The organism is Bacillus sp. FSL K6-0073, assembly GCF_038006085.1.
Classification (GTDB): domain Bacteria; phylum Bacillota; class Bacilli; order Bacillales; family Bacillaceae_G; genus Bacillus_A; species Bacillus_A cereus.
Genome location: NZ_JBBOUN010000004.1, coordinates 143330 through 157247 on the forward strand (window position 1 = coordinate 143330; position 13918 = coordinate 157247).

Genomic DNA, 13918 nt, shown 5'->3' on the forward strand with positions numbered 1-13918 from the left:
GAAAACATGGAAAAGAATTTTGTTATTATTGGGAGTGGTGTAGCTGCTGTAAATGCCGCTAAAACTATTAGAGAGTATGATAAAGGATCAAATATATTTATTTTTGGTGAAGAGCCATTACTACCTTATAAAAGAATTAAATTATCAAAGGATCTGTATTCAGATTTACACAGTGAAAAAGTGTTAATTAAAAAGAAAAAGTGGTATCAAGATAATCACATATCAGTTTTTATAAATACAAAGGTGGTAAAAATTAATACAGAAGAGCAATTTATTGTTACATCCAATGAAGCGGTATTTTCTTATCATAAACTATTAATTTGTACAGGAGCGAATAATAGAAGATTAGAGATAAATGGAATTAATAAAAAAAATATTTTTACTATTAGGGACATGAAAGAAGCAGATGAGCTTAAAGGTCATTTAGAGGACAAAGAAAGTGTTGTGACCATTGGTGGGGGTGTACAAGGGTTAGAAACAGCATGGTCTATTCTGAAAGCTGGTAAAAAGGTATCCATTGTAGAAGTAGCTCCTTTATTAATGAGAAGACAATTAGATACAAAATCTTCGCTTCTCTTGAAACGAAAAATTGAAAAGGAAGGAGTAAAGGTGTATTTAAATACTTCTATTGATTCTATTCTCGGGAAAGAATCTGTAACTGGCATAAAGATGAACGACAACTCTCAAATTAATTGTGATAGTATTGTTTACTCAATTGGCGTTACTCCGAACACTAAACTTGTACATGATACTGCTATTAAATTAAATAGAGGTATTGTTGTAGATGAGAAGATGAGAACAAATATAGACTCCGTATACGCTGCGGGAGATGTTGCAGAAGTAAATAATGAAATTGAAGGCTTATGGGGGACTGCCTTGGAACAAGGAAGAGTAGCAGGTAGTAATATGGTCTCTAAAACTGCCATTTATAAAAAAGAAATTCCAACCACTATTTTTAACGCATTCAATGTATCTTTATTTTCAATTGGAGTTGTTAATGAAGAGCAATGTGATACAACAATTGTTGAAGAAGACGGTAAGGAGAAGTATACAAGGTTATTTATTAAGGATAATAAAATAGTCGGTGTGATTTCATTAGAAGGAGTTGCTGCATCTATTCCTTACAAATCTGCGATTGAAAAGCATGTATCGTTAGAAGGAATAGATTTATTAAATACAAACATAAGTGAAATAATGAGCAAGTTAAAAGAAAAAATATAAAGCTGTACAAAAAGGAGAGGAAATCATGAAAAAATACATTTGTTTACCATGTGGATATATTTATAACCCAGAGGTAGGGGATCCAGATGAGGATATAGAACCAGGAACAAGTTTCGAAGATTTACCAGAGGACTGGGTTTGTCCTGTGTGCGGAGAAGATAAAAATCATTTTGCACCACTAGATGAATAAGAAGGAAAAAACAATGAGAATACTGCACAGTATTCTCATTGTTTTTTATATTTTTGAATGTGATTCTGGTCACAGAAATATTCTTTAAAAAATTCTATAATAATTATGTAGCAGATACTTATACCGATTCAGCCATTCTCGGTACACTCTATATGGCCCTGGCGCCACCCTTTCTCCTCAGGGCCATATTTTTTTCTATGCCATATCAAAATATGTTTATGAGGATAGTGTATATCACTGTCTTCATAAACATATAGTTGTGATTTGGGTCACTGCAATATTTGATAAAAATGTCTATAATAACCTTGGATATCAGTATATTTTTAATTCTATAGTTAGAGTAAGGTGAGAAAATATGGACGATAATCATAAAAAATCAAGAGAGCTTTGTCCAAGAAAAGTACTAATTTTTAAGACCCTTTCCGAAGAGGAAATTAGTAATATAGCTTCAATGACAAAACATAGGAAGTTTAAAAAGGGCCAGCCATTAATTCTTGAGGGAGATAAATCAGATACATTATTTATTATTAATAGTGGACAAGTAAAGCTATGTACATTAACTTTTCAAGGGAAAGAGCAAATATTGCATATACTAACAAGTGGTGAATCCTTTTGTGAATTAAATATATTTAATTATGATGAAAAAAGTAATTTTAGTGCGTATGCTATAGAAGATACTCATATCTGTATGCTAAAAAAAGAAAATATGGATTATATAATGGAACGAAATCCAAGTATTGCATTAAAGTTGTTAAAAGTTGTCACAAAACGTTTAGCTAAGATAGAGAATTTAGTGCAAAATTTAGCGACAAACAATCCTGAAGTTAGAATTGCTCACATACTATTGGAGTTTTGTGATAAATATGGCAAAAGTACTGAGGATGGAATACTTATTAACTTGCCATTGACACGAGAGGAATTGGCAAATTATGCGGGGGTAACAAGAGAGACTATTAGTCGTAAATTGAATAAGTTTGAAAGTTTAGGACTCATGGCCTCTGTTGGAAATAAGAAAATAATAATAAAAAATCAGTTAGCTATTAGAAGAATTATCAGTTTCTGACAAAAGAACCCTTTCTCAGAATATAAAAGAGGAGTTATTACAAATTAGTAAGTATATTAATTGTATAAATTCTTAAAATCGTTATATATGAGGAAATCACAAAAAAGGGAATATGTGTTACCAACCGGTTTAATTGATAAGATATGGATTTTTTGAGCCGCAAAATATCACATGCCTTATAATCAAACTTAAATAATAAATTTTAAATTATGTAATCTTATATTTTTGATTTATGTGAGGGACACACCTTACGTACCACTCCAATGGTATAGGTGTGTCCTTTAAATATATAATTATAATGTTATTAATTATCGTATTAACTAGGTATTATTATATAATAATTATATAATAGAAAATTAGTAATTTTAAGTTTATCTCAACTTATAGCTTTGTGGTTTTAAGGAATGATAGTTAGGGCTTGTCTGCCTAATTGAACCCATGCTTCTTCAAAATCCTTCTTATCAATTCTTTTATTTTTTTCCGTATCTAATGGATCATTAATGTATACATATTGATCGGTGTATCCAGTTAATAAAACACTATGTTGACGGTATGTAACCTGTCTCTCACCCATATTTGTTTTCCAAGTACGAAATTCATAATCAGGTAGTTTGCGAAAGCTTGCGTTTGTTAAAATCCAAACAGGGTGTTCTTTGTCAATTGCTTTATATAAATCCTCGGGATTACTTCCGGTTAAATCTATAATACAATTCTCTGATATGTATAATTTGGCTAACTCTAAAATCGGCTTAATATGCACACCTAAACCAGGCATATCTATGTCATACATATCTCCAACAAATCCTTCGTCCATATTCCCCATAAATCCATTGTTTTGAAAAGGTACATATTTAATATTTTCAGCTAACTCTAATTTATCAACGGATAACCCGTTAAAATTTAAAAGCATTGCTAAACTTGTAACTTCGCATCCACGTTCTAATTCTGGATTTTGTAGAATCAAAGGGACTTCTAAAGGATTATTCTTTTTAGAGTATGATTTTTTATTATCGAGTTTAACAAGTTTATCCATCTCATATGTTGTATTTTTAGCGCTATTATTTTCACCTTTATGGACTAGAGTTATTATACATAATACCGTGCATAAAATAATTAATAGATAAATATTTTTGTGTCGTTGCATTTTAGTATGTCTCCTTAATTAAATAAATACTTTAATTTAATACGTAATGGGGTTGCATATGTGTCAATATTAAAGTGTTCTCTTTAATACGTTTTCAAAGGATTAAAACTCTTCTTAAACAATTATTAAGAAGAGTTTTTTAGATAAAAGTTATAAAGAATTAGTTTTAATTAACTAAGAAATTATGCAAAAAGAGTATTTGTCTGTACATTTGTTATATGCTCGGCTAATACAGTAGCTTGTGCGTGGAGGGGGGCTGGAAATCCTAATGTAATACCATTGTGTTCAGTGCATTCACCAATTGCATAAATTAATTTATCATTTGTTTGCATATACTTATTAACAACTATGCCACGTTTAACATGTAAGCCAGCTTTTTCTGCTAAATGTGTATTAGGTCGCCTACCAATAGGTATTACAATTAAATCATATTTTTTAATAGTGCCATCTTCGAATTGGATCCCCTCTGCGTAGTCTGTACCTAGGATTTTAACCGTGTTTTTTTCCATGAGAAATTGAATTCCTTTTGCTTTTAGCTTGTTACATAGTAATGAACAATCCAAGATATCTTGTTTTGCCATTAAGTGTGAACTGAAATGAACTACGTGGACGCCTATTCCAAAATCAAATAATTTTTGTGCAATTTTTAGACCGAGCATGCCATTGCCAATAATAATAGCTTTTTTTGCATGCTTCTTAATATTTAATAGAAATTGGATTTCTTCAGTTGTTCTAAGTTTATTTACTCCAAATAATTGCAGTCCTTTAACGGGAAAAATAAAAGCAGTAGATCCTGTTGCAATGATGAGTTTATCGTAGAAAACAATACGGCGTTTATCTGTAACGATGACCTCGTCCTCACGATCAATTTCTATTACTTTTTCGTTTGTAAAAAGCTTAATATTATGTTGTTTATACCAATTATATTGCTTTTGCATTCTATTTTTAATATTTAATTTTAAAGAAATAGTGTTTATTTGATTGTAGAGAGGATAGAGTTCATCACTGAAAATAGAAATACTATACATATTAGGATTTTGTATTAAAATTTGTTCAATACAGCGTAAACTAGATATACTATTACCGATTATTACTAAGCGTTTTCGTTTTCTCATATCAATTTCTCCTTTTTATTGTGAAATATTGAGCAATGATATCCGTTCATATTATATCAATTTTAAAAACAGAGTGCTTGATATGTATTTTATTTTAAAATATGTAAAAAATTATCTTTATTCGGGTATTGGGATACAAATTGGATTCCATTAAATTCATAGGTTAGAGCCAAATTTTTAACATTTTACTAAGATATTTCAGATAGAAAATGTTGAATATGTTTGCTGATAGTAGTATTTCTTCAATTTTTAAAGAGTAACGCATATAAACACACTGTACCTAAAATTAAAGTTTTTTGTATAAATATAATGAATTTCCTGATGCGTCACTATACAAGTAAGTAAAAATTAAGATGAAGTGCTTTTCCTAAACATGATAAATTAAAACTTGTTATACCAGATTAATTATTTTTTATTCTATATTGAATAGGTATATTCGTGGATTATGCACCTTCTAGGATTTAGTAAATATAGCAGATTGCACATCATTTGAATTATTTCGTAAAGTGAGTGTGTTTATTTTGTGAAAAGTTGAACAAAATCTTGAAAGTGAATATTGAAACATGTAGTTTATTCTTAGGATTATTTATAATAAACATAAACTAAAGGAGTGTGTATTTTTATGTTAGAACAAGGGATAGCTGATGCTATAAAACTTGCACAAAAGAAGAAACAAATATTAGATATAAACCCAATACAATATTTTGTTCGTGCATTACTAGCCGGCATCTATATTGGATTTATTATAGTATTATGTTTTAAATTAGGGGATTTTTTTCACGTTGTAAATTCACCTGCAACTTATTTAAGTGCTTCTTTATTTTTTGGAATTGCACTTATATTAATAATATATGGTGGAGCGGAATTATTTACTGGGAATACAATGTATTTTACAATTTCGACCTTACGAAAAAAAACAACGGTCTTAGATACTTGTCGTAACTGGGGTGCTTGTTTTTTAGGTAATCTGGTAGGTGCAATATTTTTTGCGTTATTATTTTATGGTACTGGTATTTTTGATCAAATTGAATATGAACATTTGATAAGTAATGTTGTTGCAGTAAAAATGAATACTCCGACAATACAGCTATTTTTCAAAGCTATTTTATGTAATTGGCTTGTTTGTCTAGCGTGTTTCCTTCCTTCTCAAGTAAAAGGGGATACAGCAAAAATAATTGTTATGATGTTATTGGTTTTTACATTCTTTTTATCGGGATATGAACATAGCATTGCAAATTTATCGCTATTTGCAATCTCCCTGGTATCGCCACATCCCAATACAATTTCTTTTAGTGGGGCTATTTATAATTTAATTCCAGTTACAATTGGAAATATCATTGGTGGATCTGTATTTGTTGGCATGGTATATCATTATATAACCCAAAACAACCCTACCCCTGAAGAGAAGGGCGATTTAGTTGTATCTCAATGTGAGGAAAACATCCCATTACAAACACAAATAAAAATTTGAGCTACTAATATAATCTTTTTCGTATAAAAATAACATAATTATTTTGAATGCTATTTTTATATCAGTTGGCCTAATTAGCCGGAAATACCGTTTTAATAATTCTTTTAAATATATTTTTTTCTTTTATAAAATATATTATTTGTTTTTGTTAGACATATAAGAGAAGGAAAATATACAAAAAACATTCACAACTTATGTGACCTAAATTTGTTAATATAAAATGCAAGATCACATGTCGAATTTATTACAGAAAACTCTAAAAAATTAGTGGGAGGTTTACTAGAAAATGAATTTTGAAAAGGTTTGTTTGGTATAGAAGTGCTTTTAGGGGGTTATTGCTAAAATAGGTGAGATAACCTTCGATATACAAAATTAAAATTTGCAGTAATTAGATTTGAATGAAGATAATATAAGCATGAGTGTCATTATGAGAAGTGATAATCAGTTAATGAATCTTAATAAAAATGTAAGCGTTAACAATTTTTATTTAACTAGATGTATAAACTAGATTTTTCACAGAATGTCTATGAATCTTTGAAATGTAGATAAAGAAAAATTATCTTATCTAGTGAAGCTATACATAATATTTTTTGAGTTAAATAAGAAATAATGTTAGAGCAATATTTGCTGGAAATACATATGAAAAGGGAATTTAAGTTTAACTATTTGGTATTGAACATAAATGTATTTCGTGTTTATTACTTGCTCATTCAAGATCAATTAAATCTCTTTTTATTAGAATAACGGAGATGCACAAAAACATAATAAACAAAAATAGTGAGGGATCTATAAATGAACAAAAATATTAATCGTGTGGTTTTAATTGGTACAGGGGCCGTAGGGTGTAGTTATGCATATTGTATGATTAATCAGGGGTTGGCAGAAGAATTCGTTCTTGTAGATGTAAATGAAGCAAGAGCAGAAGGAGAAGCAATGGATTTAAGTCACGCAATTCCTTTTTCACCATCACCAACAAAAGTTTGGAAGGGTAGCTGTGAGGACTGTAAAGATGCGCAAATAGTTGTAATTACAGCTGGATTACCACAGAGACCAGGTGAAACACGTTTAGACTTAGTTGAAAAAAATACTAAGATTTTTAAAGAAATTATTCGTAATGTCATGTCAACTGGATTCGATGGTATTTTCTTAATTGCAACAAATCCAGTAGACATTTTAACATATGTGACTTGGAAAGAATCTGGGCTTCCAAAAGAGCGTGTAATTGGTTCTGGTACAACACTTGATTCTGCACGTTTCCGTTACATGTTAGGAGAATATTTTGAGATCGATCCTCATAATGTTCATGCTTATATAATTGGTGAACATGGTGATACGGAGCTTCCGGTTTGGAGTCATGTGTCAGTTGGCGTTCAAAAGCTACAAACCATTTTAGAAAATAAAAGTCAGTATAATCAAAGTGACTTAGACGAGATTTTTGTTCGTTCACGTGATGCGGCCTATCATATAATTGAACGTAAGGGAGCGACCTGTTATGGAATTGGAATGTCTTTATTACGTATAACAAAGGCAATTCTACATCATGAAAATAGTGTATTAACAGTATCTGCATACCTTGAAAATGAATATGGTCATAATGATGTATATATAGGAGTTCCTGCTGTTATTAATCGCGAAGGTATTCGAGAAATTATAGAAATTGAGTTAAATGCGGAAGAAAAGTTTAACTTTAATCATTCTGTACATACATTAAAAGATACCATGTCACCAATACTATAAGATGAATTTATCGTATAACATTATGTCGAATATATAAATACTTAGCAACAGTTTAAAGGTACCTAATCTAATATACTCTGAAAGCAAATAGTATAGAAAAAATGTTTGTTTAAATAGAAATAAAGTACTTTCATCTTGTAAAGAATCATTTTATAAACATTATTAAGAAATTAAGATTCTGTACGACATTAGTTCATAACATATCAAGATTGAAAGTTTTTAGAAGCGACATAATTATTTATAGCTAAATATGTTATGATTTTCACAAAAGGTTGATACCTTTTTGTGCATAGTTTCCTTTAAGTCACTAAAGATAGATATATTTGATTAAATAAAAAGCACTTTTTTAGAAGTTTAAGGAAGTGCCTTTTTATTTGTTAATAAACATTAGAAATCTATTAAATTACATACATTTATGAAAGAGAGTGATTTCTATGTGCATCTGGCTATCGTTTAATTACATTCTTATTGGACGTTTATAAAACAACGAGCATACAGTAGGAAATGTGAAAATTAGGGGGATAATGGAGCATACAAAGTTGGTAATAAACCTTAGGGAAAGGAGGGAACGAGATGAGAAATTTCTTTGAAGAAAAATATACAAATTTAGAATTTAAAAGAGAACTAATAAATATTATAAGTAAAATCAGTGAATATAAAGGAGCAATATCAGCATATCAAACTCAAAAACCAGAGATATTTAATCTTTTGGAAAAGAGTATATCACTGCAATATATTAAAACTTTTCCTAATATATATGAAAAGTTTACATTCTCAAATAAACAGTTAAAAAAATTAGTTGATCATCATGCTAGCCCTCAAACATTGGAAGAGGACGCTTTATTTTGTTATTGCAAAACATTAGAACTTGTGCAAAAAGAAAACCACAAATTACCTATTAAACCGCAAACAATTCAAGAATTGCACTTCCAATTAATGAATTATTCAACTTCTGAAAGTGGTAATTGGAGAAAAAGCGAACTTGTATTATCTTCTATTCCAAAGTTAAAAGATCAATTTAAATTACGTACAGTTGTTTTATATGATATGGTTCCGCAATATTTGTATCATCTATGCGAACAATATAATGCATTAAGGGCTAAAGGGAATTTTCATCCGCTCCTACTAATTCCTCAATTTATCTTAAATTTCCTATGTATTTATCCATTTAATAAAGGGAATGGCAAGTTAGCAAAAATATTAATTCAATGGTTATTAATTGAAAGTGGATTTACATTTGTAAAATATACATGTATAGATAGATATTTCAAAGAATATGAATCAGATTATTATGATGCTCTGTATAAATCTACAGCTCACTGGTATCAAGGCGATCATAATGTAGTTTTCTGGATGAAAATTTTTTTAGATATTGTTTTAGTTGCATATAAAGAATTGAATTATGTAATAAAAAATTGTATTAGCACTCATACTAAAAGAAAAAGAATTGAAAAATACATAGACAGACAAGATAATCCTTTTACTAAAGAAAATATTCGAAACATGTATCCAGACATAAGTGAAAGTACTATAAATAAAACATTACACGCTTTAAATTCACAGGGATACATTAAATTAGTTTCTAAAGGTAGAAATGCAACATGGATAAAGCGTAAATTAACTTAGGGTAAAAAACTAGAACACTGGCAAATAATAAACAAGGAGAACCCCAAAAGGGTTCTCCTTGTTTATTATTTGTTAGACTAATGTATCTTTTAGAAGGATAAAGAAGTAAAATAGACTATTTATTAATAGCAATCTAATCATAAAATTTTGTATCACATCTTTAAGAAAGACTGGTCTACTCGTTATGATTTTCTAAACTAAATTGTCCCTTTTTACGCATAGTGTAATAAATAGGGAGGCCGAGTGCAGTTAGACCTATTCCACATAAAGCTAGCAGAGGTTGAGTGAATAAGGTATTAATAACAATGAACAATCCGCCAATAATAGCAACTAATGGTATAAAAGGATACAATGGAACTTTATAAGGTCGCACAAGTTCGGGTTCCCTTTTTCGTAAGATGAATACAGCAAGGAATGTCATTGTGTAGAATATCCATATTACAAATACCAACATATCAGTAAGAGTATTGAATCCGCCGACGGCCATCATAATAATTGAAATAAATAGCATAAATAGACCAGAATTATAAGGGACCCGACTATTTTTAGATAATGTAGCAAACCATTTACTAAATGGTAGTTTGTTCTCAATAGCCATGGCATAAGGAATTCGCATTCCTGTCATAATATAACCATTAATCGTTCCAAATACGGAAATTAAAATGCCAATGGTAACTAGTTTTCCTCCCATAGCTCCAAAAAGAATTGTAGCTACTTGAGAAGCGGGTGTATCAGTACCTGCGAGCGATGTTGCAGACATGACCATTAGAAACGCGACATTAATTAATAAATAAACAACCATTACTGTTGATAATCCTAATACGATTGCTTTAGGCAAGTCTTTTTTAGGGTTTTTCATTTCTCCAGCAATATTCCCTACATGAATCCACCCATCATAGGCGAACATTGTTGCGAGTAAACCAGATCCAAGGGCAGATATCATAGATTTGTTCGGCCCTGCCTCAATTGGAAAAAGCTGAAAAGTAACGTCACTTTTGTGTAGTAATCCAAAAATAATAATCAATGCTAATGGAACCAATTTGCATATAGTCGAAGCCATTTGGATTCCACCAGCTGCTTTAGCTCCTAAAAAGTTCATAAGAGTTACAAATGTTGCTGTGATAATTGCAATTGCGATAATTAGCATTTTGTGTTCATTAACATTTAGGCCAAATAAACTAACCGTTTGTGTCCCGAAAATAATAGCAAGAGCTGCAATATTTGCAGGGAAGTATATGACAGTTTGTGCCCAGCCAAGCAAGAAAGCAGTTAAGTTTCCATAAGTCCTCTTTAAATATGCCATCATTCCCCCCGTTTCAGGAATAGCGGCAGATAGTTCAGCAGCAGTTAGTCCTGCGCAAACGGTTAAGATACCACCAATTACCCATGCAAGTAATCCTAGGCTCGCTGTTCCTGTTACTCCATATAATGCAGTGGGCTTGAAAAATACTCCGGCGCCGATAACGGTACCAATAACTGTGGTTAATGCTGCAAAGAAACCAATATCCTTTTTTAGTTGTTGTTGTGACAAAATAATCACTCCCAATTAGAAAAATATATAAATTCTCTTATGAATTCATTATCTTGTTTGTTAAATTATTTGATAGTATATCCTGTATCCATACAAATAGCCGCCCCTCATCCTTACCATATAGGGAATTTGAATAAATTTCAGATACTAAAAAAAATGAAATTAAACGTATAGGTAAAGAAAGTTTAATTTCACCTCAAATCATGTGAAAATTTTCACATGATTTGAGGTGCGTAAAGTTTCATGAATTATACATTAAAAGAAATTCTTTAATTTAACCCGAAATATGGATTTGAAAACGAGATTTCGTTTTTATGAATAATAAGAATAGATGAGGTATTTTAATATTCTGATATAGGAAAACAATAAATTCAAATTCAAAAGAGAAGATATATTCTTGTGAAGAATATCACAAAGTATTGAGAGATTCAATCATATTTCCGATATAAAATATAGAAAATCAGCTAAATAAAACGTTTTGTGAAATATTTCACAAAATTGTTGACCTGTTATTTTTACTAATGGTATCTTGTAGGTGCAATCCAATGTTATAAATTAAATTATATTCAAAAAATATTATAAAGGTGAATATTATGAATCTTGTATTTATCTGACAATAGTTAATTTAATTTATAACTCACTCTAAAAAAGGATGTGTTGATATGAAAATTGGTGTAGTGAAAGAGATAAAAAAAGGGGAAGCTCGTGTAGGGATGACTCCAGAAAATGTTCGAAAATTGGTTGTAGCTGGAAATGAATTATTAGTACAAAAAGATGCTGGATTAGGTTCTGGTTATACGAATGATGAATATATAAATGCAGGAGCAAGCATAGTAACTCAAGGTGAAGCATGGGATGTTGATATGGTAGTAAAGGTAAAAGAACCATTACCAGCAGAATACCATTACTTTAAAAAAGATCTAATTGTATGGGGATTTTTACATCTTGCCGCTTCTAAAGAGTGTGTGGAAGCAATGAGAAATGCTGGAACTACTGCGATTGCTGGTGAAACTATTAGTGAGGATGGAAATTTAGCATTATTAAAACCTATGAGTGCAATTGCTGGAAGACGCGCGGTATTTATGGGAGCCTATTATTTAGAAAAACAACATCAAGGTGAGGGGATTTTATTATCAGGTATTGAGGGAATCCCAGCCGGAAAAGTTGTAATCCTAGGTGGAGGGAATGCTGCAACTAATGCCTGTGATATGGCAATTGGGATTGGATGTAGTGTTACAATTCTAGAGGTTAATCAAGAAAGAATTGCATATTTAAGAAAGCAATACGCAACAGAAGAAGTAAATATAATTGAATCTAATACTGAAAATTTAGAGCGAACGATTAAAGAGGCAGATTTATTTATTTCAACAATCTTAATACCAGGATCTCGCCCTCCTAAAATTGTTAAAGAGTATATGGTTCAATCTATGAAGCCAGGAAGTGTCATTGTTGATATCGCAATAGATCAAGGTGGTACAGTAGAAACGATTGACCATTATACAACTCATGATAATCCTGTATTTATTAAACATGATGTAATCCATTATGCAGTACCAAATATGCCTGGTGCCACCCCGCGTACTTCAACTATGGCGTTGGCAAATGGAAATATTGAGTATTTACTAGCGATTGCTAAAGATGGATTAGAAAATGCAATTCAAAATAAATCATCATTAGAATCTGGGGTAAATGTTTATAAAGGTATTATTACCTACGAAAATTTAGGTCTGACGCTAGGTTTGGACTTTAAACAATTGAAAGAAGTGTTAGTATGATTAGCAAAAACATATTGTTAGATATTACTGACATTAAAAAAGCCAAAGAAATTCTTGACGTAAATGCTAGAAAAACGCCTTTGGTTAAATCTTTCTATTTAACCAGTAAAACCGGTGGAGAAATTTATTTGAAGCTAGAAAACATGCAGTTAACAGGTTCATTCAAATTTCGTGGTGCATTTAATAAAATTTTCCAACTAACAAATGAAGAAAAAGAACGTGGTGTGATCGCTTGTTCAGCTGGAAATCATGCACAAGGTGTTGCATTATCTTCCCATTTACTTGGAATTAAAAGTAAAATTGTAATGCCAACCTCCGCACCGCAGGCTAAAGTGGATGCGACCAGAGGATATGGTTCTGAAGTTATTTTATACGGTGATACCTTTGATGATGCAAAAGCGAAATGTGAAGAGATTATAAAAGAAACAGGCGAAACATACCTACATCCATATGATGATGTAGAAGTAATGGCTGGCCAAGGGACAATTGGTTTAGATATTCTGGATGATATGTGGGATGTTGATACTGTTATTGTACCTATTGGTGGGGGAGGAATTATTTCAGGAATTGCTGTTGCACTGAAATCATTTAACCCCTCTATTAATATTATTGGCGTTCAGGCAGATAATGTTCATGGAATGAAAGCTTCTTATGATGTTGGGAAAATTGTAGAACATTATGAGTCTCCGACAATAGCGGATGGTTGCGCAGTTAAAATACCAGGAAATTTAACTTTTGAAATTGTAAAAGACCTAGTAGATGACATTGTAACTGTATCAGAAGAAGAATTAGAAGTGGCAATGAAAGACTTACTGCAACGCGGAAAAGCTGTCGTAGAAGGTGCGGGAGCATTAGCTACAGCCGCTCTTCTAGCAGGGAAAGTTGATAAATATGTGCAGGATAAAAAAGTAGTAGCGGTTATTTCAGGCGGCAATGTGGATTTAAAACGTATTTCAAGTGTATGTGAGCATTTCTTTGTTGCCAATGAGGTAAAATAACGATTGAAGAATCTTTTAAAATAGAATCATTTTACTAAAGGGGAGCT

At 31.0% G+C, this 13918-nt stretch carries 11 protein-coding genes; 8 read left to right on the forward strand and 3 right to left on the reverse strand.

Annotated elements, in window-relative coordinates; genetic code table 11:
* Positions 1-6 precede the first annotated feature (6 nt).
* The 3 genes from MHB52_RS34815 (at position 7) to MHB52_RS34825 (ending at position 2474) form a co-directional block, all read left to right on the forward strand.
* Positions 7-1221: an NAD(P)/FAD-dependent oxidoreductase gene (locus tag MHB52_RS34815; RefSeq protein WP_061662969.1), complete on the forward strand. Its 1215-nt coding sequence runs from the start codon at positions 7-9 to the stop codon at positions 1219-1221.
* A gap of 25 nt (positions 1222-1246) precedes the next feature.
* A complete protein-coding gene (rd, locus tag MHB52_RS34820) occupies positions 1247-1411 on the forward strand; it encodes a rubredoxin (protein WP_000759867.1) in 165 nt (54 codons plus the stop codon).
* Between the two features lie 355 nt (positions 1412-1766).
* Positions 1767-2474, forward strand: a complete 708-nt coding sequence (locus MHB52_RS34825; protein ID WP_061662971.1) for a Crp/Fnr family transcriptional regulator — start codon at positions 1767-1769, stop codon at positions 2472-2474.
* 397 nt (positions 2475-2871) lie between these two features.
* Here the strand turns inward: MHB52_RS34825 and MHB52_RS34830 are convergent, their stop codons facing one another.
* Both MHB52_RS34830 and MHB52_RS34835 read right to left on the reverse strand, forming a co-directional pair.
* A complete protein-coding gene (locus MHB52_RS34830; protein ID WP_061662972.1) occupies positions 2872-3618 on the reverse strand; it encodes a C39 family peptidase in 747 nt (248 codons plus the stop codon).
* A 182-nt stretch (positions 3619-3800) separates the two neighbouring features.
* Entirely contained in the window at positions 3801-4733 is a 933-nt protein-coding gene (locus tag MHB52_RS34835; RefSeq protein WP_061662973.1) for an FAD-dependent oxidoreductase, read from the reverse strand.
* 622 nt (positions 4734-5355) lie between these two features.
* Between MHB52_RS34835 and MHB52_RS34840 the strand changes: the two genes are divergently transcribed.
* The 3 genes from MHB52_RS34840 (at position 5356) to MHB52_RS34850 (ending at position 9567) form a co-directional block, all read left to right on the forward strand.
* The gene (locus MHB52_RS34840) at positions 5356-6204 is read left to right on the forward strand and encodes a formate/nitrite transporter family protein (protein ID WP_061662975.1); all 849 of its coding nucleotides are present in this window, start codon (positions 5356-5358) and stop codon (positions 6202-6204) included.
* 792 nt (positions 6205-6996) lie between these two features.
* Positions 6997-7941, forward strand: a complete 945-nt coding sequence (locus MHB52_RS34845) for an L-lactate dehydrogenase (protein ID WP_061662977.1) — start codon at positions 6997-6999, stop codon at positions 7939-7941.
* A 573-nt stretch (positions 7942-8514) separates the two neighbouring features.
* Positions 8515-9567 carry a Fic family protein gene (locus MHB52_RS34850; RefSeq protein ID WP_061662979.1) on the forward strand — a complete coding sequence of 351 codons (1053 nt, stop codon included), beginning with the start codon at positions 8515-8517 and terminating at the stop codon, positions 9565-9567.
* Between the two features lie 175 nt (positions 9568-9742).
* On the opposite strand, the gene MHB52_RS34855 is transcribed toward MHB52_RS34850, so the two are convergent.
* A complete protein-coding gene (locus MHB52_RS34855; RefSeq protein ID WP_061662981.1) occupies positions 9743-11098 on the reverse strand; it encodes an APC family permease in 1356 nt (451 codons plus the stop codon).
* 662 nt (positions 11099-11760) lie between these two features.
* On the opposite strand from MHB52_RS34855, the gene ald reads away from it, so the two are divergent.
* Positions 11761-12873 carry an alanine dehydrogenase gene (gene ald, locus MHB52_RS34860; protein WP_262751495.1) on the forward strand — a complete coding sequence of 371 codons (1113 nt, stop codon included), beginning with the start codon at positions 11761-11763 and terminating at the stop codon, positions 12871-12873.
* Positions 12870-13871 carry a bifunctional threonine ammonia-lyase/L-serine ammonia-lyase TdcB gene (gene tdcB / locus MHB52_RS34865; protein WP_078204053.1) on the forward strand — a complete coding sequence of 334 codons (1002 nt, stop codon included), beginning with the start codon at positions 12870-12872 and terminating at the stop codon, positions 13869-13871. Before ald ends, tdcB begins: the two co-directional genes overlap by 4 nt.
* Positions 13872-13918: the final 47 nt, after the last annotated feature.

Coding starts and splice junctions, on each gene's coding strand:
- tdcB (WP_078204053.1), top strand. CDS start 12,870: ATGATTAGCAAAAACATATTGTTAGATATTACTGACATTAAAAAAGCC.
- MHB52_RS34815 (WP_061662969.1), top strand. CDS start 7: ATGGAAAAGAATTTTGTTATTATTGGGAGTGGTGTAGCTGCTGTAAAT.
- MHB52_RS34840 (WP_061662975.1), top strand. CDS start 5,356: ATGTTAGAACAAGGGATAGCTGATGCTATAAAACTTGCACAAAAGAAG.
- MHB52_RS34850 (WP_061662979.1), top strand. CDS start 8,515: ATGAGAAATTTCTTTGAAGAAAAATATACAAATTTAGAATTTAAAAGA.
- MHB52_RS34830 (WP_061662972.1), bottom strand. CDS start 3,618: ATGCAACGACACAAAAATATTTATCTATTAATTATTTTATGCACGGTA.
- MHB52_RS34825 (WP_061662971.1), top strand. CDS start 1,767: ATGGACGATAATCATAAAAAATCAAGAGAGCTTTGTCCAAGAAAAGTA.
- rd (WP_000759867.1), top strand. CDS start 1,247: ATGAAAAAATACATTTGTTTACCATGTGGATATATTTATAACCCAGAG.
- MHB52_RS34845 (WP_061662977.1), top strand. CDS start 6,997: ATGAACAAAAATATTAATCGTGTGGTTTTAATTGGTACAGGGGCCGTA.
- MHB52_RS34835 (WP_061662973.1), bottom strand. CDS start 4,733: ATGAGAAAACGAAAACGCTTAGTAATAATCGGTAATAGTATATCTAGT.
- ald (WP_262751495.1), top strand. CDS start 11,761: ATGAAAATTGGTGTAGTGAAAGAGATAAAAAAAGGGGAAGCTCGTGTA.